The sequence below is a fragment of the Paenibacillus phyllosphaerae genome (assembly GCF_014192105.1).
GTDB lineage: Bacteria > Bacillota > Bacilli > Paenibacillales > Paenibacillaceae > Paenibacillus_Z > Paenibacillus_Z phyllosphaerae.
Genome location: NZ_JACHXK010000006.1, coordinates 212,164 through 230,710, shown reverse-complemented (window position 1 = coordinate 230,710; position 18,547 = coordinate 212,164). Strand labels below are relative to the sequence as shown.

General features: G+C 55.5%; 15 protein-coding genes. 6 read left to right on the top strand and 9 right to left on the bottom strand.

Annotation, left to right across the window (positions count from 1 at the left end; genetic code table 11):
* Nucleotides 1–55: 55 nt before the first annotated feature.
* The 6 genes from FHS18_RS15650 to FHS18_RS15625 all read left to right on the top strand — a co-directional run bounded on the left by FHS18_RS15650 (nucleotide 56) and on the right by FHS18_RS15625 (nucleotide 6,463).
* Entirely contained in the window at nucleotides 56–1,231 is a 1,176-nt protein-coding gene (locus tag FHS18_RS15650; RefSeq protein WP_183601000.1) for a winged helix-turn-helix domain-containing protein, read from the top strand.
* Between the two features lie 265 nt (nucleotides 1,232–1,496).
* Nucleotides 1,497–2,270 carry an ABC-2 family transporter protein gene (locus tag FHS18_RS15645; RefSeq protein WP_183600999.1) on the top strand — a complete coding sequence of 258 codons (774 nt, stop codon included), beginning with the start codon at nucleotides 1,497–1,499 and terminating at the stop codon, nucleotides 2,268–2,270.
* Nucleotides 2,267–3,061 (top strand): ABC transporter permease, encoded by a 795-nt coding sequence (locus tag FHS18_RS15640; protein ID WP_183600998.1) that lies wholly within the window; start codon nucleotides 2,267–2,269, stop codon nucleotides 3,059–3,061. Before FHS18_RS15645 ends, FHS18_RS15640 begins: the two co-directional genes overlap by 4 nt.
* Before the next feature lie 35 nt (nucleotides 3,062–3,096).
* Complete coding sequence (locus FHS18_RS15635; RefSeq protein ID WP_183600997.1) at nucleotides 3,097–4,074, top strand: ABC transporter ATP-binding protein; 978 nt, start codon at nucleotides 3,097–3,099, stop codon at nucleotides 4,072–4,074.
* A gap of 229 nt (nucleotides 4,075–4,303) precedes the next feature.
* On the top strand, nucleotides 4,304–5,428 hold the full coding sequence (locus FHS18_RS15630; RefSeq protein ID WP_183600996.1) for a permease: 1,125 nt from the start codon (nucleotides 4,304–4,306) through the stop codon (nucleotides 5,426–5,428).
* 42 nt (nucleotides 5,429–5,470) lie between these two features.
* Nucleotides 5,471–6,463: a TIGR03943 family putative permease subunit gene (locus FHS18_RS15625; RefSeq protein WP_183600995.1), complete on the top strand. Its 993-nt coding sequence runs from the start codon at nucleotides 5,471–5,473 to the stop codon at nucleotides 6,461–6,463.
* Between the two features lie 135 nt (nucleotides 6,464–6,598).
* Here the strand turns inward: FHS18_RS15625 and FHS18_RS15620 are convergent, their stop codons facing one another.
* The 9 genes from FHS18_RS15620 to FHS18_RS15580 all read right to left on the bottom strand — a co-directional run bounded on the left by FHS18_RS15620 (nucleotide 6,599) and on the right by FHS18_RS15580 (nucleotide 18,182).
* The gene (locus tag FHS18_RS15620) at nucleotides 6,599–8,647 is read right to left on the bottom strand and encodes a methyl-accepting chemotaxis protein (protein WP_183600994.1); all 2,049 of its coding nucleotides are present in this window, start codon (nucleotides 8,645–8,647) and stop codon (nucleotides 6,599–6,601) included.
* Between the two features lie 224 nt (nucleotides 8,648–8,871).
* Nucleotides 8,872–9,441 carry a beta-class carbonic anhydrase gene (locus tag FHS18_RS15615; protein ID WP_183600993.1) on the bottom strand — a complete coding sequence of 190 codons (570 nt, stop codon included), beginning with the start codon at nucleotides 9,439–9,441 and terminating at the stop codon, nucleotides 8,872–8,874.
* A gap of 123 nt (nucleotides 9,442–9,564) precedes the next feature.
* Complete coding sequence (locus FHS18_RS15610; protein ID WP_183600992.1) at nucleotides 9,565–10,296, bottom strand: LutC/YkgG family protein; 732 nt, start codon at nucleotides 10,294–10,296, stop codon at nucleotides 9,565–9,567.
* A complete protein-coding gene (locus tag FHS18_RS15605) occupies nucleotides 10,289–11,800 on the bottom strand; it encodes a LutB/LldF family L-lactate oxidation iron-sulfur protein (protein ID WP_183600991.1) in 1,512 nt (503 codons plus the stop codon). The genes FHS18_RS15610 and FHS18_RS15605 overlap by 8 nt, the downstream gene beginning before the upstream one ends.
* Entirely contained in the window at nucleotides 11,797–12,525 is a 729-nt protein-coding gene (locus FHS18_RS15600; RefSeq protein ID WP_183600990.1) for a (Fe-S)-binding protein, read from the bottom strand. The genes FHS18_RS15605 and FHS18_RS15600 overlap by 4 nt, the downstream gene beginning before the upstream one ends.
* Before the next feature lie 16 nt (nucleotides 12,526–12,541).
* A complete protein-coding gene (locus tag FHS18_RS15595) occupies nucleotides 12,542–13,309 on the bottom strand; it encodes a DeoR/GlpR family DNA-binding transcription regulator (RefSeq protein WP_183600989.1) in 768 nt (255 codons plus the stop codon).
* 19 nt (nucleotides 13,310–13,328) lie between these two features.
* A complete protein-coding gene (locus tag FHS18_RS15590) occupies nucleotides 13,329–14,807 on the bottom strand; it encodes a rhamnulokinase (protein ID WP_183600988.1) in 1,479 nt (492 codons plus the stop codon).
* 24 nt (nucleotides 14,808–14,831) lie between these two features.
* Nucleotides 14,832–16,094 carry an L-rhamnose isomerase gene (gene rhaA / locus FHS18_RS15585; protein ID WP_221401341.1) on the bottom strand — a complete coding sequence of 421 codons (1,263 nt, stop codon included), beginning with the start codon at nucleotides 16,092–16,094 and terminating at the stop codon, nucleotides 14,832–14,834.
* Between the two features lie 18 nt (nucleotides 16,095–16,112).
* Nucleotides 16,113–18,182 carry a bifunctional aldolase/short-chain dehydrogenase gene (locus tag FHS18_RS15580; protein WP_183600987.1) on the bottom strand — a complete coding sequence of 690 codons (2,070 nt, stop codon included), beginning with the start codon at nucleotides 18,180–18,182 and terminating at the stop codon, nucleotides 16,113–16,115.
* Nucleotides 18,183–18,547 lie beyond the last annotated feature (365 nt).

Genomic DNA, 18,547 nt, shown 5'->3' with positions numbered 1-18,547 from the left:
TTAAATATAGTTACCAACCGAGTACGTCCTACGTCATAATCGAGGTGATCTTCCTATGTCCGCCATTGCCATCACGAAGCAGCAAGCCAGGCAGTTCCTCTTGTTCTATCAAGGGCTTACGCCCCACGCCTCTTTCACCGGCAAAAAAGGCATTATGACCTTCATTAAGCGCGTCGGATGCATCCAATTCGATCCGCTCAATGTTGTCGGCATGAATCCGGAGCTCGTGCTGCAGTCCCGGATCGCGCATTTTGACCGCAAGCAGTTGTACGAGCTGATCTATCAAGATCGGCAGCTATTCGATTATTGGGACAAAATGATGTCCATACTGCCGATGTCGGATTGGCCGTATTTCGCCAGAATGCGTGGGCAATATCGACGTTGGTGCGAAGCTAATCCCGAAGTAACCGAGCGCGTTCGGCAGGAAATCGCAAACCGCGGGGCGTTATGCTCCGGCGACCTGGATGATAACGAGAAAGTGAATTGGGCATGGGGGCCGACGCGGTTATCCCGTGCCGCATTGGAAGGGATGTATCATGGAGGCCAACTCGTCATCGCCAGCAAAATCGGCACCCGCAAGTATTATGATCTTGCGGAGCGGGTCATCCCTAAGTTGCTGCACACGCAGCCTGATCCGTTCGAGACGGTCGAGCAGTATTACGAGTGGTATGTGCTTCGCCGGATCGGCAGCGTCGGCCTGCTCTGGAATCGGCCAAGCGACGCGTGGCTCGGTATCCCGGGCATGAAGACAGCCGAGCGGCATCGAGCATTCGCCGGCTTGCTCGCCAAGCAGCTGATCATGGAGGTTACCGTCGAGGGGCTCGCGGCTCCTCTCTATATCCGTACGAGCGATGTCGAGCTGTTACATTCATCACTCGCCCTGGCTGCGCCGGCACCTCATGCCAGCATAATTGCCCCGCTCGACAATTTGCTGTGGGATCGCAAGCTGATCCAGGCCATTTTCGATTTTGAATACCGATGGGAAGTCTATAAACCTGCAGCGGAGCGGCAATACGGTTATTACGTGCTGCCCGTCGTATACGGAGACCGGATGGTTGCCCGATTCGATCCGGTCAAGCAGAAGAAGCAGGCGCCGCTCGCCATTCACAATTGGTGGTGGGAAGCAGGCATTGAGCCGGATGACGAGATGAAGCGGACGATCATCGACAGCTTGGAGCGCCTCGCCGCCATGCTCGGTACAAGCTATGACCCGGACGCCTTTGTCTACTGACGGCAATACGCATCACTTTCACCCCTCCGGAACGCCAAAAAAAAGCTGTCACGCAAGCCGTGACAGCTTCTTCATGTTTAAAACAAAAAAATCGACTTCCTCAAATACGAAGTCGTAACCTAATTTTAGATAAATTCTAAGCTAGAGACGTGTGTCCTCGCCTTTCATAATAGTAGTATACCCCCCGGTAAAGAAACAGTCTAGTCTTTTTCCCAAATTTTCCTTATCCTAGTTGAGCCGCTACTAATATCGCAGGAGGTGCTTCGTGTTCTCCCTTACGATTGCCCGCAAAACCTATGCCCAGAACCTGCAATACCGCAGCGCAAATCTGATGCGGACGGCTGCCAGCATCATCATCGGTTACGTCTATGCCTGCATATGGCTAGGCGTTAGCGACCGGGAGGCGCTCGGAGAATATGGCGCTGCCGGCATGCTCAGCTATATCGCCTTCAACCAAGCGTGCCTGTGGACCGTCTTCACAACGAACAGCCTCGGCATCGACGCGTTGGTGCGAACCGGCCAGATCTCGGTGGAACTGATGCGCCCGCTCCACTTCTTCCGCTACATGGCCAGCAAGGAATGGGGCAAAATCGGGTATCAGTTCCTCTTCTGCTCCGTCCCCATCTACCTCGTTTACTGGCTGTTGCTGCACATCCGGCTGCCTGAACATCCCTTAACTTGGGCCTACACCTTGCTCGCCCTCTTCCTCGGCGCTTACATCTCCTTATGCATGAGCTTCATGATCGGAATCGTCGCACTATGGACGACGGAGTCGCGCTGGCTATGGCAGCTGAATTGGTCGGTCAATGTGCTGCTGTCCGGCTTCTTCATCCCGATTGAATGGCTGCCGGGGTGGCTGAAGCATATGAGCCAATACTCGCCCTATCCGAGCATTCACTACATCCCGACGCGACTGTATATGGAGCTTAGCGGGCCTGCGACGATCCTCATTTCACTCGGCTGGGCAATTGTGCTGACGCTGCTCTGCTTCGGATTAACGCGCGTGCTGCGTCGGCATCTGGAGGTGCAAGGCGGATGAACTGGATTCGGCTGTATATTCGGCTAGCCGGCGCAAGCTTCCGGGCGCAGATGCAGTACAAATTCAACTTTGCCTTCTCGTCGCTCATGGCCTTCGGCATGTTCGGCATTGAGTTCCTGACCGTCGGTACCGTCATCTACAAATTCGGCGGCGTCGGCGGCTGGGGCGTCTATGAAGTCGGCTACCTGTTCGCGCTTATGATGTTCAACCGGGCGCTGTACCGCATGTTCGCTTCCGAGATTAACGGCTTCGAGAAATATCTCGTCGAAGGATTGCTCGATCAGCTGCTGCTCCGCCCCGTGCCCGTGCTGCTCGTCCTGATGACGCGGCAATTCCGTCCGATGCTCGGCGAGCTGTTCTTAGGCGGTACGATCCTGACGCTAAGCCTGCAGCAGCTCGATGCAGCCGGCCAGATCGTCTGGTACACGGCCTTAGCCAAGTCGTTCGCAGCCATCCTAAGCGGAGCGATCTTTACCTTCTCGTTCGGCGTGCTGACGGCAACCGTCGGATTCTGGACGCATCGCATCGATGACCTGCGACGCATCACCGACGACGCAACGACGAACGCCTGTTATTATCCGCTCACCATTTATCCCGGCTGGATGCGCATGATGCTGCTTACCGTGCTTCCGATGGGCTTTACTAGTTACGTTCCCGCACTCCACATCATTCGAGGAGAGATCGGCGTATGGGTGCTGCCGGCGACCCTGCTCTTTGCCCTTCTCCTATTGATGGGAGCGCTGCGATTCTGGCGGTTCGGCATCGCCCATTACCAGAGCACGGGAACCTAGACGCGAAATTCCGAATACGACCGGGAGGGCTTCAATTGATAATCGTAAGCAACGTGAGCAAGACCTTTAAGATTCCTATCGCCAAGGAAGGCCGTTTCAAAGGCATCCGAACGTTATTTTCGCGGGAATATCGCGCCGTTCAAGCCGTGCGCCATCTGCAGATGCGCATTGAACCCGGGGAGTTCGTCGGCTACATCGGACCTAATGGCGCAGGCAAATCGACCACGATCAAAATGCTCAGCGGCATCCTGCATCCGACCTCCGGCGAAATCCTGATCGGCGGCGCCAATCCGCAGAGGCAGCGCGAGCAGGTCGTTCGCAAGCTTGGCGTCGTGTTCGGACAACGCACCCAGCTGTGGTGGGACCTGCCCGTCTCGGACTCGTTCGATATTTTGGCCTCGATGTACAAATTGGATGCCCGTACGTATAACGAGCAGATGCGCACGCTGACTGGTGTGCTCGGACTTGATGAATTCATCGACACGCCAGTACGCAAGTTGTCGCTCGGGCAACGGATGCGCGGCGATCTCGCGGCTGCCCTCCTGCACAATCCGGACATTCTGTTCCTCGATGAACCGACGATTGGGTTAGATGTCGTCGCAAAGAAGCAAATTCGCGCCTATCTCAAGCACTTGAACACGGAATGGGGCAAAACGATCCTGCTGACGACGCACGATATAGACGATATTGAGCAATTGTGCTCCCGGGTCATCGTCATTAATCACGGCCAGTCGATCTACGACGGCAGTCTCGATACGCTGCGGGATCGGATCGGCTTGCCTTCTATTATGAAGATTGCCTTCAACGGCATCATCGAGCCGCCTGCTGAAGAAGAGCTGGCCTCCCTCCCCTTTACGATCACGGAACGGCGGGACCAGATCCTGACCATTACATGCAACCGTAACGAAGTGACCGCCATGACGGTGCTGCGCCATGTCAGCGAATGGGGCGATGTGCAGGACGTGCATATGGAGGAGCCGGATTTCGAGGACGTCATACATCGGATCTATTAGCAGGAAAGCCAAGCCCTGCCGCTGAGCGGTGGACTTGGCTTTCTTCGTGCTTCTGTTACGTACGTTTAATGATGCCTACCCCGTCCGGAACGCGTACCATCAGACGTTTATGAACAATGTTTGACGGTTCGCGTTTTACCCGTTTTAGATTTTGACAGGGCTTGTCCGCACCCTCTATAATCAAGTTGACTCATTTCGTAATTATTACTAATTTGAAGGGGGTGCATGTTTGACTAGCCCGCTTGGTCGATTGGCGCTGAATACGGTCACCGTTGCGCTGATCATTGGTCTGTTCGCCGTGTTAACCGGCCATGAGCCGTGGTCGTTCCGCAGCTTCGCGATGACGAGTGAACATTGGCAAAGCTTGAAGACCGTCGCGGTCAGCATCTTTCTCGAGGCGCTCCCCTTCCTGCTGCTAGGCGCGTTCGTCTCCTCCATCCTGCATCTCTATGTGTCGGAACAGACGCTGCGGCGATTCCTGCCGCGCAATCCGGTGCTAGGCGTCATCTACGCCTGCGCGCTCGGCATCGTGCTACCCATCTGCGAATGCGGCATGATTCCGATCGTAAGAAGGCTGATCCAGAAAGGGCTGCCCGTCTACGTCGGCATCACCTATATTCTGGCCGCTCCGATCATTAATCCTGTCACGTATGCGGCAACCGCGCTTGCTTTCCGCAGCGATCCGTCGATGGCCTGGCAGCGTCTGACATTCGCGTTCTTCGTCGCAGCCGTTATCGGGCTGCTGCTCTATGTCTCGACCCGCAAAAAACCGTCCGCTTATTCGGGTACGAGTCTGCTGCTTCCGGACGCGCGGCACGAGCCGTCAAACCGCGCCTTCCACTCGTCGCATCCGACGGAATTAGCCTCTCATCATCACGCGCATTCAGCCGACGAATCGCTTCATGCGCATGGACGCGAAGAGAGCCATGACCACTCGCAAGATTCACATGCGCGGAAGCTGGTCCGCGTATTGACGCATACGGCCGACGACTTCTTCACCATGGGCAAATATTTGCTGCTCGGCGCCGTTGCGACCGCATGTCTGCAGACGTTCGTTACGCGGGAGGAGCTCGTATCGCTCAGCGGAGGAGATATCGGAGCCCATGCGTTCATGATGGTATTTGCCTATGTGATCTCGCTATGCTCGACATCGGATGCCTTCATCGCCGTATCGTTCATGAGTACGTTCCCGAAGAGCTCGCTGCTCGCCTTCCTTGTCTTCGGCCCGATGGTCGATTTCAAGAATACGCTCATGATGCTGGCCGTGTTCCGGTCACGCTTCGTCTTTCAGCTGATCGCGCTTATTGCAGCGGTTGTATTCGTATCGTCATTGGTGCTATATCGGACCCTATGACCCGCTTAATGGACTTTCGTTTCGGAAAGGAGCATCTCTGCCATGCACTCGCATTCGGACCGCCGGATGGCGATTCACCCGATCCTTCGCGCCATGATCCTGATCGGGATCGCCGTCTATGTGGCCTACCTGCACACATCCGGCTATTTGTCGCTCTACATCGCGCCGCGAATGGCGCTCTACGTGAAGCTTGGCGCACTGGCGCTCTATGTGCTTGCCGTCGCGCAGCTGTATGAAGCCTATCGCCTCTGGATAGAGGCTCGAACGCCTGATTGCGGCTGCGAGCAGCCATCACGCCGGCCAATCATGAAACAAGTCATGACCTATAGTCTCTTCATCGTTCCCCTCATCGCTGCATTCGCCTCACCGAGCACGATGATCGGAAGCGTGATGGCCGCCAACAAGGGTTTCACGCTCAGCGCAGCAGAAGCGCTCCGCCTGCCGGAAGGAAGCGTAACGCAGGCCGCCATCGCGACTGCGGTAGTCGTGACGGAAGATAACTCTGGCTCCGGGCAAGTACCAACTGAGACGGATGGAGCTGGTTCAACGATTTCCTCGTCCAACGACCTGAATTACGGGAAGCCCGCCAATCCGCTCGATGCCTTGTTTCCAGCCGATGAATATACGCAGAGCTATGCCAACCTGGGCAAGAAGCTATATCAGCAGGACGGCATAACCGTAGAAGAAAAAGGTTATATGGAGACGCTGACTGCGGTAGATCTTTACCTGGATCGTTTTATTGGCAAGGAGCTTACGCTCGAAGGTTTCGTCTATCGCGATGGGACGCTGACAGACGACCAATTCATCCTCGGCCGCTTCACGCTGCAATGCTGCGCAGCCGACGCGATGCCATATGGCGTCATGATTGAATCATCGGACGGGATGAACTACGAGAACGATACTTGGCTGCGCATGACCGGCACGATCAGCCGCACTTCCTACCACGGTAACGATGTCGTACTTCTGGAAGCCAGCGAGATGGAACAGATCGAGCCTGCCCAAGATCCTTACGTGTATCCGAACTACGATTTTTGATCGCACGGATGGCGTCTACGCCGTATGCCCTTCGCTTGGCAGGAGGCTGAAGCACATTCGGAACTCCCTTCATCATGCTAACAAAACAAGCCTTTGCCTGATTCCTGACGGATCCAGTCAAAGGCTTGTTCCTTGTTATACCTTGAATTGATTGATGACTTCCTCGAGATCCTTCGTTAGCTGCATCAGGGCGGCCGACGAAGCCTTCACGTTCTCCGCGACGGCAAGTTGACTGCCCGCGGATTGCTGGACCTGCGCCGTCTTGCCGTAGGCTTCTTGCGCCAAATGGCTCATCTCGTCGCTGCTGGCGGACAGCTGCTCGGAACCGGCCGACATCTGTTCCGATGAGCTGGAGATCTCCAGCATTCGCTCATTCACGCTTTGAATTTCGCCCACGATATGCTGGAATGCCGCACCGACATGCTTCATCGTGTCGGTCCCGCTCTGCACGTCGGTAAGCCCTCTGTTCATCGCCACGACCACGGATGCCGTATCCTGCTTGATCTCCGTGATGATCTCGGTAATCATCTCTGCGGAGCGCTTCGACTGATCGGCCAGCTTGCCGATCTCGGCAGCGACCACGCCGAAGCCCCGGCCATGCTCGCCGGCTCGCGATGCTTCTATACCGGCATTGAGCGCCAGCAGATTCGTCTGTTTCGTAATGCCCGCAATGACGTTAATGATCTCCCCGATACGGTCGGAATGGTTCTCCATCCGGCCGACGGCAACGGACACTTCCTTCACCGACGCGTTAATGACATTCATGTTGCTGATCGCTTCGCCGACGACGCTCCTGCCTTGGTCGGCACGGATGGACATATCGCGCGTAATCACGGCTACTTCGGAAGCCGACTCTGCGATCCGCTGCACGCCGACGTTCAGCTCATTGAGCGAGGTGGCGCTGTCCACGGTACTCTTCAATTGAAGCTGCGCTCCCTCGGACATGAGCGTAATATCGGATACGACCACATTCGCTGCGCCGCGAGCAAGTTCGGCATCGCGACCGAGTCCTTCCGCCGTAGAGGATACGATCATCGACTTCGCTCCGACTTCTTGAATCGTATTCTTGATGCTGACCGACATGCGGTTGAAGTTAGCCGCGAGCGTGCCGAATTCATCCTTGCTCGTAAGTTCGAGTTTGTGCGTGAAGTCTCCGTCCGCCATGTGCATCGCGATATCATTGATTTTCTTAATGTTGCGCGTCATGTAGCGAATGAAGAGGTACAAGATTGCCGCAAGAATCAGGATGACGGCAACGCCGATCGCAATCGAGGAATAGACCTGATTATTCAATTCCCCCATCAGCTCCGACATGGGCGCAACCAGGCTGACATACAGGTTCGTATTCGGAATTTGGTGATAGAATACCCCTAGATCCCCTTCACTGCCAGCCAGAATGCCCATCCCCCGGCCGGAAGCCAGAATCGCACTAATCTTCTCCATGGAATCCTTGGCATCCGCTTCGGCCATATCCCGCGTCGTCTGACCATTGCCGGAGGCGATGATCTGTCCGTTCTGATCGATCAATGCCGCATACCCGGTCTTGGCGACCGACGTTTCCTTAATCAGGTTCGTCACAGTCGTCAAGTCCATATCGGAGTTGGTAACCCCGATCATCTTGCCCTCGGCGTTATAGATCGGCGCGGCAGCCGTCAAGGTATAGATGTCTAACCCCTCGTCGTAGAAAATATCCGCGAACAAGAACGGCTGATCCGTGTTTCTCGCTCCGGCGTACCACGGTTGGCTAGGGTAATCGTATTCGGCGGTGTTGTATTCCTGCGTAGTTGCGATGCTGCCTCCATCCCGATAAGCGTATGCGGAAAAATATGGTTGGCCTTGTCGATACACATTCGGCTCGAGCCACATGCCGACCCCGAACGTATTCGGATCGGATTCGATGAATTGGCGTGACAACGTTTCGTAGAAACTTAAATCGTATTGCTGCAATTGCAGTCCTTCCACGATTCGAGCAAAATTCACCGCTGTATGCGCTGGCTTCAGGATATCCTGCTCCAGCATCCCTGACACTGCTTTCGTCTTCTCGGTCATAATCTCTTCGATATCCTTATCCATCGTATCATGCAGGACGAGATTCGAATGGGTAACCAACCCGGCCATGCCGATGACGAGCAATGGGACGATGAGAAAATAAGCGGTTCTGCCAATGCTCTTAAATTGAAACATCTATCCTGTCACCTCTTCTTGTCTAGGTAGTATGAGCTCATGGGAAGACGGGTCACGTGTCGCCATCCGAATACTACTTATGCCTAATGATAGAGTTATCGGATAACAACAGACGAGACTGCACAGTTATATTTTGGGGATACCTTGGAGCTGGCAGCAAAATAAAAAGCCCTCCACCATTGAAAGTGAAAGGCTCTGCTATGCAGCTTGCAGTAGGAAACGATTTATTTGTCCTCGCGGTAATCTTGCACGATAACCTCAAGTTCGCCTGTTTCCGGATGGATGACGAATCCATGTACGGGCACGTCTTGCGGGAACAATGGATGCTTGCGGATCATCTTGACGCTGTGCATGACGCCTTCTTCCGGATTCTCGAAGCCGCGGAGGAAGCGATTCATCTCGATGCCTGAATTCTCAAGCGTCTCGATTGCCTTCGGGTCGATGCCGCGGTCGATGAATTTGTTCACCAACCCTTCGGTGTTGAGCTTCGTCATGCCGCAGCCGTGATGGCCGATGACGAGTACCTCGCGCGCGCCAAGCTCATAGACGGCGACCAGAATACTGCGCATCGCGCTGCCGAACGGTTGGGTCAGTACGGCGCCGGCATTCTTGATGAACTTGGCGTCCCCGTTCTTGAAGCCGAGTGCCTTCGGCAGCAATTCGATCAGGCGTGTATCCATACAGGTCAACACGGCGGCCTTCTTATCGGGGAACTTATCGGTCAGATACGTCTCATATTGCTTTTGCTCTACGAAATTGCGATTAAACGATAGAATTTCAGGTACGATAGACATGGTATGGTTCCTCCTAGGCGTTAATTTTTTATCTAATAGTTTATCACGAATGCGAGCAAGTTCATAGAAAAAAACGTTCCACCTCGTAAGTGGAACGTCTTCATGTACGCGATCACACCCGTGCTAGCTCTCCTTATAGATGAGCGCGTAGACGACGCCCGGCCCGTGAACGCCGATCGTCAGGTCATTCTCGATATCGGCCGAACGGCTCGGACCGGAGATGAAATGGATGCCCGCCGGGAGATTCTCGCGGCCCATCGTGTCGAAGTCGGGCAAGATCTCGCCAAGGCGCGTCTTCAGCCGGCTCTCCGGAATGAGCACGAACAGTACGGTCGGCAGCAAACTGACGGAACGCCCTTTGGTTTTGTCGGACAGCACGGTCACCGATCCGGTATATGCAGCCGCGTAGTCCGCTCTGACGATACCGAAGTCCGCTTCCGCAGCCTTGGCCTTCCAGTTCACGTCCTCTTCGCTGTTCCATACCCGAATGCTTGCCTCCGGGAGCGCTTCCTCAAGCGCCAGGCTTGCCAGCTCCTCCTGATCCTGACGGACAATGTACGCGGCGCTCATTTCATTCGCCTTGCTCACGATGAAGCTGCGGACTTCATCCAGACCGGATAGATGGAAAGCATGGCCGCCAGCTGCCTTGTAATTGTTAATGAACTGCTCGATCTTCTCTTCCAGCGTCCAATTGAAATCTAGCCAGAATTCCGGCGCGCCGCGGAACGGCTGGACCGGCTTGCTCAGGACGCGCGGCCGATTCAGCTTGCCGGCGATCTCATCCATGAACGCCTGCTGCCTGGTCTTCGAGGCTGCTTCCAGACGTTGCAGCAGCTCTTGATGCGTTTCAGCCATGTCCGTTACCTCCTTGGCGTTTCTGCTGGAACGCTTCCATCCGCGCTTTCATCGCAGGGTCCATTGCAGGTGTGTCTTGCTTCACTTCTTGCTGCAGCTTATCCCATTGATCCCGGAATGACTTACTCGGCAAGCTCGGCAGAACGCGATACGTATTCCAGCCTTTAAGCGGACCGATCTTCAGGCGGATTCCCCCGTCACGCGCAACCAGCTTCGTCCCGAGCTGACCTAGCTTAATCGCGGTAATCAGCCGCTTCGATTTGCCGGCAACGGCCGCGAAGCCTTTCATGCCGATCGTCTCCATCTTGTTGTCGTAACCGGCTTCTACTTTGCGTCTGCGCAAGAAGACAAGCATATCGTGAAGCGGAATTTTCACTGGGCAAGCTTCATAGCACGCCCCGCATAGACTCGAAGCGTTCGCGATGTCATCCCATTCGCCTACATTGCTCTGCAGCGATGGCGTGAGCACCGCTCCGATCGGACCGCTATACGTACCGCCGTACGCATGGCCGCCGATATGGCGATAAACTGGGCATGCATTCAAGCATGCTCCGCAACGGATACAGTTGAGCAGCTCCTGGAACTCCGGATTGCCCAGCTGATTGGAGCGTCCGTTGTCGACGATGATAATATGCATCTCTTCTGGACCGTCGGCATCTGCCGAACGTTTGGGTCCGGTAATGCCGGACATGTAGACCGTCAACTTCTGCCCGGTCGCCGAACGCGGCAGCAAGGTTGCCATCACCTCTAGGTCCGTCCAGGAGGGAATGATCCGCTCCATGCCCATTAAAGTAATCTGCGTCTTCGGTACGGTCGTGACCATCCGCGCGTTGCCTTCGTTCTCGAATAACACCATCGAGCCCGTCTCCGCGATCGCGAAGTTACAGCCCGTCATGCCGATATCCGCTTCGAGGAATTTCTCCCGCAGCTTCTTCCGCACGAAGCCCGCGAGAATCGTCGTATCCGGCGCGAGTTCTTCGCCCGCTTCCTTGGAGAGCAGATCCGCGATCTGATAGCGGTTCTTATGAATCGCCGGAATGATGATATGCGAAGGCGTCTCGCCCGCCAGCTGAATGATGTATTCGCCTAAATCCGTCTCGATCGCCTCGATGCCGACTCCTTCGAGCGCATGATTCAGATGCAGCTCTTCGGAGACCATCGATTTCGACTTGACGACCGACTTGGCCGATTTGCTCTGGGCAATCTGCAGCGAGATCTGAACGGCTTCGGCACCGGTCTGTGCAAAATGAACATGAACGCCGTTCGCCCGCGCATTGTTAGTGAACTCGTTCAAATAATAGTCGAGATGAGCGATCGTATGCAGACGGATCTGACGGCCGCGTTCGCGCCAGTCATCCCAATTGCCGTGCTGCTCGGCGGCTTGAATCTTGCCGGAGCGAAGACGCTCTGTCGTAAACTTGACCGCTTTGCGCAGGAATTCATCGTTCAGCGCCAGATCGGCGCGTTCTTTGACGCTTGAAGCTTGACCACGGGCTGCACTCATGCTTCCTTCACCCCTTCATACAGCAGCTCGGCCAAATGCATGACGCGGACCGGCTCGTTGCGGTATCTCAAATTGCCGGCAATGTTCATGAGGCACGCCATATCGAGGCCGACAAGCACTTCCGCTTCCGACTCCTTGATATGATCGACTTTCTCGCTGACCATCGCGCCGGAGATATCCGCCATTTTCACCGCGAACGTACCGCCGAATCCGCAGCAGTCGTTGGCGAAAGGAAGCGGCTTGAATTGCAAGCCGCGCACATGCTTCAGCAGCTCCATCGGTTCATCCTTGACGCCGAGCAGTCTGCTGCCGTGACAGGACGGATGATACGTTACCTTATAAGGGAAGGATGCCCCCAAATCGGTAACGCCAAGCACTTGTACGAGAAATTGCGTAAATTCGAATGCCTTGCTCTGCAGCTGTTCCGCTTTCTTCAGGTAGGCCGGATCATCCTTGAACAGATCCGGGTAATGGTGAATCATATACGTGCAGGAGCCGGATGGGCAGACAACGAAATCGCTGTCGTCGAAGGCATCCAGTATCGTTCTTGCAGTGGCGCGGGCTTCATCCCAATATCCGCTGTTGTAGGCAGGCTGTCCGCAGCAGGTTTGCACCCGCGGAAATTCAAGATGAACTCCGTATCGCGCAAGAAGCCGAACCATCGCTTCGCCGACACGCGGGTAGAAGGCATCGCTTAAGCAAGTAATGAACAATGAAACTTTCATGATGAAACCTCGCTTCCTATACGAGCGTTAATGACTGGCACCGCTGGGAGATGCGATCCCGCAGCCGGGCATCCAGCCGCTCGTCGCTGATGACATGATCAATCTGCGACCAATCCCCCACATGGGCAAAAGCTTGAACGCCGAACTTGCTTGCATCCGCCAGCAGAATCGTCTGATCGGCGATCTTCAGCATATTCTGCTTGATACGCGCCTGCGATTCATTCGATTCGCTGATCCCCCGGTCAGGGTGGACTCCTTTGCAGGAGACGAACAGTTTATTAACATAATACGTCTCGAGCGCTCTCTCCGCCAGAGGACCAACGAACGATAGCGATTGCTGCGCAAGCGATCCTCCGGTTGAGATAACGTCGATTTTATCTTTCGAGGCGAGCGTGACAGCTACTCGAATGGAATTCGTCAGCACGGTAAGCGGAATATCCGGTAAGCTGCGCGCCATATACCAAGCCGTCGTGCTGGCATCCAGCAGAATCCGATCCTTCGGCTCAATCAGCTGCACCGCCGCTTCCGCGATCTGCTTCTTATGCTCCACGTTCTGGATCTCGCGCTCCGCATACGAAACTTCCACCTGCGCGACCGGCTGATCCTTCACGCTCACGGCGCCGCCATGCGATCTTCGAAGCCGGCCGAGCGTCTCCAGCCGGTCCAGATCCCGGCGGATCGTCTCCTCCGTCACCTGGCATAGGCTGCTAAGTTCAGCAACCCGGATACTTCCACGCTCGTTCACCAGTTGCACGATTCGCTCGTACCGCTCCGCGATCAACATGTCTCTCGCCTCTTTTCGATCAATTGGATGAACTACCGGTTACTTGGAGGAATCGACGGTAAGCGTCGTCCCACGCCGCAACGTCTTCAGGCTTGTAATCCGTTACCGGGAAAGAGTCGCGAATGATGCGCCGCGCTTCCCATATATCTTGAATCTCGCCCTGCGCGATCCACTGGACCGCCAGGTTGCCAAGCGCGCTGCCCTCTGCAGGGCCGGCCCATACCGGCTTGCCAAGCGCATTCGCCGTCCATTGGCACAGCAGCGTGTTATGAATGCCGCCGCCTACCATATGAAGGCCGCTGAACGTCTGGCCGGAGATCCGCTCCGTCAATTCCAGCACGTTCCGGTACGTGAAGGCCAGGCTTTCCAGGATACAGCGGATGATCTCACCCGGCTGTTCCGGAACGGCTTGCCCAGTTCTGACGCAATAGTCTTTGACCCGCTCCGGCATATCGCCAGGAGCCAGGAAACTCGGATCGTCCGGATTGATGAACGATGCGAACGACTTGGCTTCGCCGGCGAGCCCGACCAATTCAGGGAACGAATAGCTCTTGCCTTCGCGTTCCCACTCTCTGCGGCATTCTTGCAGAATCCACAGGCCCATAATATTTTTCAGCAGACGGAACGTGCCTCCGAAGCCGCCTTCGTTCGTGAAATTAAGCCGCTGCGCTTCTTCGTTAATGATCGGCTGGTCGATCTCGGTGCCGAGCAGCGACCACGTGCCGCAGCTTAAGTAAGCGAAAGACTTCTCGAGCGCAGGCACGGCAACGACCGCAGAGCCTGTATCGTGTTCGGCAACGGCGTACACCGGAATCGGGCCAACGCCTAACTCTTCCTGAACGGATGGCTGCAAGCGGCCTGCGAGCGCGCCCGGTTCCAACACTTCGCCGAACCACTCCACCGGCAGTCCGAGCCTCGCGATCAGCTCCGCATCCCATTGTCTGGTGGTCGGATTATACAGCTGCGTCGTCGTAGCATTGGAGAATTCGTTATATTTCTCACCTGTCAGGAAGTAGCGCAGCAAATCCGGAATCATCAGGAAATGAGCGGCTGCCCCAAGTTCCGGCGACTGATTCTGCTTGCGGGCGTACAGCTGATAGATCGTGTTAAAGGTCAAGAACTGAATCCCGGTCCGCGCGAAAATTTCTTCGGCCGGAATCTCCGCGAACAACTGCTCCATCTTGCCTTCCGTTGCGCGGTCGCGATAATGGAGCGGATTGCCGAGCAAGCTGCCGTCCTCCGCGATGAAGCCGTAATCCACGGCCCAGGAATCGATGCCGATGCTGCTCAGCTCGGCTCCGTTATGCTTGGCTTTGAGCAGACCCTGCTTGATCTCGTGATACAGGCGGAGGAGATCCCAATAAAGGCGATCTCCCACCTGCACGGGGTCATTCGGGAAGCGGTGAAGCTCCTCCGTCGTAATCTTGCCGTTAACCAGCTTGCCGAGAATCGCTCTGCCGCTGCTAGCGCCAAGATCGAATGCGAGTATATCAGACAAACGAATGTCCCCCTCGTCCTCTAATTAGCCGCGCGGCAGCAGAACTTCCTGCTCGTAGGCTTTGACATCGGCGATCCATTGCTCGCGCACCGGCACGCCTTTGGATGCGCAGTAGTAATCCCAGATCGCGCCGAACGGATACGATTTGAACTCTTCCGTAAGTGCCAGACGAGTCGTGTAATCCCCTTCAAGCTCGGCCTTCTTAAGCGCTTCGATCGGTTCGAGCATCGCGCGCAGCAGCGCCTTGATCGTGTTGCGCGTACCGACGACCCATGCCGCGACGCGGTTGATGCTGGCGTCGAAGAAATCGAGGCCGATGTGCGTTACGCCCAGCAGGTCGTGGCGGACCAGCTCGCGGCCGATCTCGATCAGCTCGTCGTCCATAATGACGACATGGTCGCTGTCCCAACGCATCGGACGGCTGACGTGGAGCAGAATGCCGCTTGTGAACAAGGCCAGCGAAGACAGTTTGTTCGAGATGACTTCCGTCGGGTGGAAATGGCCGGCATCCAGACAGATCAGCTTGTCGTTCTGTACGCCGTAGCCCATGTAGAACTCGTGCGAACCGACAACGTACGCCTCGGAACCGAGTCCGAACAGCTTGCTCTCGACGGCGTCCAGATTGTGCGCCGGATTAAGTTCTTCCGCGAATACTTCATCGAGCGAAGCCTTCAGACGTTTGCGCGGCGTCATGCGGTCGACCGGGTTGTCCTTGAATCCGTCCGGAACCCAGACGTTCGTAACGCAAGTCTGGCCGAGCTGTTCGCCGAAGTAAGCGCCGATCTTACGGGACGCTTTGCAATGATCAATCCAGAACTTGCGAATCTCCGGATCCGGATGGCTCAGCGTGAAGCCGTCCTTGGATTTCTCATGCGAGAAGCAAGTTGGGTTGAAGTCAAGGCCAAGACCCTGCTCTTTCGCCCAAGTCACCCAGCGCTCATAGTGCTTCGGTTCGATCTGATCGAGCTCTACGCGCTCGTCGGTATCGGTATAGATGGCATGAAGATTCACTTTATGTTTGCCCGGGATCAAAGAGAACGCTTTCTCCAGATCGGAGCGAAGCTCCTCCGGCGTTCTTGCCGCACCTGGGTAGTTGCCTGTAACGGAGATACCGCCCGTCAATTCCTGATCGCCATTAAGAAAGCCCTTAACGTCATCGCCTTGCCAGCAATGCATGGAGACCTTAATGGTCTCCAGCTGCTTGAGCACGGCATCCGTATCGATTCCATGTTGCGCGTACAGCGCCTTCGCTGCTTCATACGCTTGTTTCACATTCGCCTCGATCATGCCTGATATCCCCCTTAATTAGCGCGTGAACGCCGCCGGCACGCCGCCGTCGATTGTCAACATGCAACCTGTCGTCTTATCCGATTTGGAAGAAGCGAAGAACGCGATGCCTTCGGCAATATCCCTCGGGTAGATGTTCACGAGCAATGTCGTACGCTTACGGTAGTATTCTTCCAATTGATCCGGTTCGATGCCGTAGGCTGCAGCACGCTCATTGCGCCATGATCCGTTCCAGATCGCCGAGCCTTGCAGAATCGCGTCAGGCAGAATCGTGTTGACGCGGATGCCGAATTCGCCGCCTTCAGCCGCGATGCAGCGGGCCAGGTGTGCTTCGAGCGCTTTGGCTGCGCTGTATGCGGAAGCATTCTTGCCTGCGTACACGGAGTTTTTCGAACCGATGAATACCATGTTTCCGCCGATGCCTTGTTGTTTCATCTGCTTGAACGCTTCGCGCGCTACGAGGAAGTAGCCCGTGCCGAGCACGTTAATGTTCAGGTTCCATTCTTTGAGCGATGTTTCATCGAACGGGCTCGAAGTCGCAAGGCCGGCATTGTTCACGATAATGTCGACGCCGCCGTAAGTAAGCGCAACCTCTTGATAAGCGTTCTGTACCGCTTGTTCGTCCGTTACATCCATTTTTACAGCAAATGCGCGATTCTCGCCATACTTCTCGTTAATTTCGGCCGCAACTTTCTGCGCGCCTTCGAGATTCAGGTCGGCCAGGACAACGTGCGCGCCTTCGGATACCAGACGACGAGCCGTTTCGGAACCGATACCGCCGGCGCCGCCCGTGATGAAAGCGACTTTGCGGGTAAACTCGGCTTCAGCCGGTGCAAGCGACAGCTTGTAAAGCTCAAGCGGCCAGTACTCCACGTTGTACGATTCGTTCTCGCTAAGCGATACGAATTCGCCGAGTGCCGTTGCGCCGCGCATTACCGCGATTGCGCGGTGGTAAAGCGCGCCGCTGACTTGCGAAAGCGCCCAGCTCTTGCCCGTGTTCACCATACCAACGCCTGGGATGAGGATGACGCGCGGCGCTGCTTCGAACATCACGTCGCCTTCATGCTTGTTGCGTTCAAAGTAAGCTTTGTACTGTTCTTTGTAAGCGGCAACGCCTTCAATTAACTTCGCTTTCAGACCTTCGATATCCTCTGCGTTCGGCGTCCAGTCGATGTAGAGCGGCACAACTTTCGTATGCACGAGGTGGTCCGGGCAAGCTGCGCCTACTTGCGACAGCTCGGCAGCGTCTGCGCCGCCGACGAATGCCAGTACATCGGCTTGATCGTCGAAGGAAAGGATCATTTTCTTCGCATCGGATACGGCACCGCGAATGGTCGGCATGACTTGCGCTGCGATTTGACGGCGAACATCTGCTGGAAGCGCCGCATGTTTCACGCCGCCGAACAATGTTGCTTCATTCACGCGAGCTTCGATGAACGCTTCTGCTTCCGTGATGATCTTAATCGTTTGTTCGTAGCAAGCTTCGGACGTCTCGCCCCATGTGACGAGACCATGTTTTTCCATCAGGACGAGCTCGGCGTTCGGGTTCGCGAATACACCTTCTGCGATCATCTTCGACAGCGTGAATCCAGGGCGTACATAAGGGACCCATACGAAACGGTCGCCGAAAATCTCTCTTGCCAGCTCTTTGCCGTTGTCTGCACAGCAGAGGCTGATGATCGCGTCCGGATGCGTGTGGTCTACATGCTTGAACGGAAGAAACGCATGGAGCAAAGTCTCGATCGAAGCGCGCGGATGCTTGCTGTCGATCATACAGTTGCCGAGGTAAGCGACCATCTCTTCATCGGTCATCGCTTCGCGTTCGATCAGCGGACGGATATCGTCCATGCGCAGGCCGGTGAAGTTGCCCGCTTTCATCGTGCCGAGGTCGGAACCGCTGCCTTTCACGTACATAACCTCTACTTCGCGTCCGCGGAAGTCCGTTACCGTTGTTTTGGTGGACGTGTTGCCGCCATAGATATTACAAACGCTGCGGTCTGCGCCGATCAGGTTGGAACGATAGACCAGCTGATCCAGACCGTTCGTGAATTGTTCCGCTGCCGAGGAAACCCATAAGCTCTTTACCATTTGTTTACCTCCGAATATTTTTGTTTTTGTTTGATGAGTAGATAATATCACGTTTATTTGGATTTGAATAGTAGTTTTTTAAAACCTCCCCCTTCCCCCTCCATTGGAGGGGAACCAGAGGGCAACCGCCCTCTGGACGCCCGTAAGAGGCGAGGTTCGGAACGCGGCCGTCTTCGATCTGTCCTTTCGGCGAGGGACCGCTTTTTTACTAGCAAACTAGCCGTATGTCTGATGGACATACGGCTAGTTTGCTAGTAAAAAGCTCTGTTTTTGCGCTTCTTTCGCGGCTTTGATGCCTTGGGAGCAGACTTGATGGGATATCGCACCAATGAGGTAAGTGTGCTGACCCTCGCTTGACGTCCACC

What these genes read in the sequence shown, in the direction of transcription:
- FHS18_RS15650 (WP_183601000.1), top strand. Translation starts at nt 56, where the DNA reads ATGTCCGCCATTGCCATCACGAAGCAGCAAGCCAGGCAGTTCCTCTTG.
- FHS18_RS15640 (WP_183600998.1), top strand. Translation starts at nt 2,267, where the DNA reads ATGAACTGGATTCGGCTGTATATTCGGCTAGCCGGCGCAAGCTTCCGG.
- FHS18_RS15625 (WP_183600995.1), top strand. Translation starts at nt 5,471, where the DNA reads ATGCACTCGCATTCGGACCGCCGGATGGCGATTCACCCGATCCTTCGC.
- FHS18_RS15620 (WP_183600994.1), bottom strand. Translation starts at nt 8,647, where the DNA reads ATGTTTCAATTTAAGAGCATTGGCAGAACCGCTTATTTTCTCATCGTC.
- FHS18_RS15615 (WP_183600993.1), bottom strand. Translation starts at nt 9,441, where the DNA reads ATGTCTATCGTACCTGAAATTCTATCGTTTAATCGCAATTTCGTAGAG.
- FHS18_RS15610 (WP_183600992.1), bottom strand. Translation starts at nt 10,296, where the DNA reads ATGGCTGAAACGCATCAAGAGCTGCTGCAACGTCTGGAAGCAGCCTCG.
- FHS18_RS15605 (WP_183600991.1), bottom strand. Translation starts at nt 11,800, where the DNA reads ATGAGTGCAGCCCGTGGTCAAGCTTCAAGCGTCAAAGAACGCGCCGAT.
- FHS18_RS15600 (WP_183600990.1), bottom strand. Translation starts at nt 12,525, where the DNA reads ATGAAAGTTTCATTGTTCATTACTTGCTTAAGCGATGCCTTCTACCCG.
- FHS18_RS15595 (WP_183600989.1), bottom strand. Translation starts at nt 13,309, where the DNA reads ATGTTGATCGCGGAGCGGTACGAGCGAATCGTGCAACTGGTGAACGAG.
- rhaA (WP_221401341.1), bottom strand. Translation starts at nt 16,094, where the DNA reads ATGATCGAGGCGAATGTGAAACAAGCGTATGAAGCAGCGAAGGCGCTG.
- FHS18_RS15580 (WP_183600987.1), bottom strand. Translation starts at nt 18,182, where the DNA reads ATGGTAAAGAGCTTATGGGTTTCCTCGGCAGCGGAACAATTCACGAAC.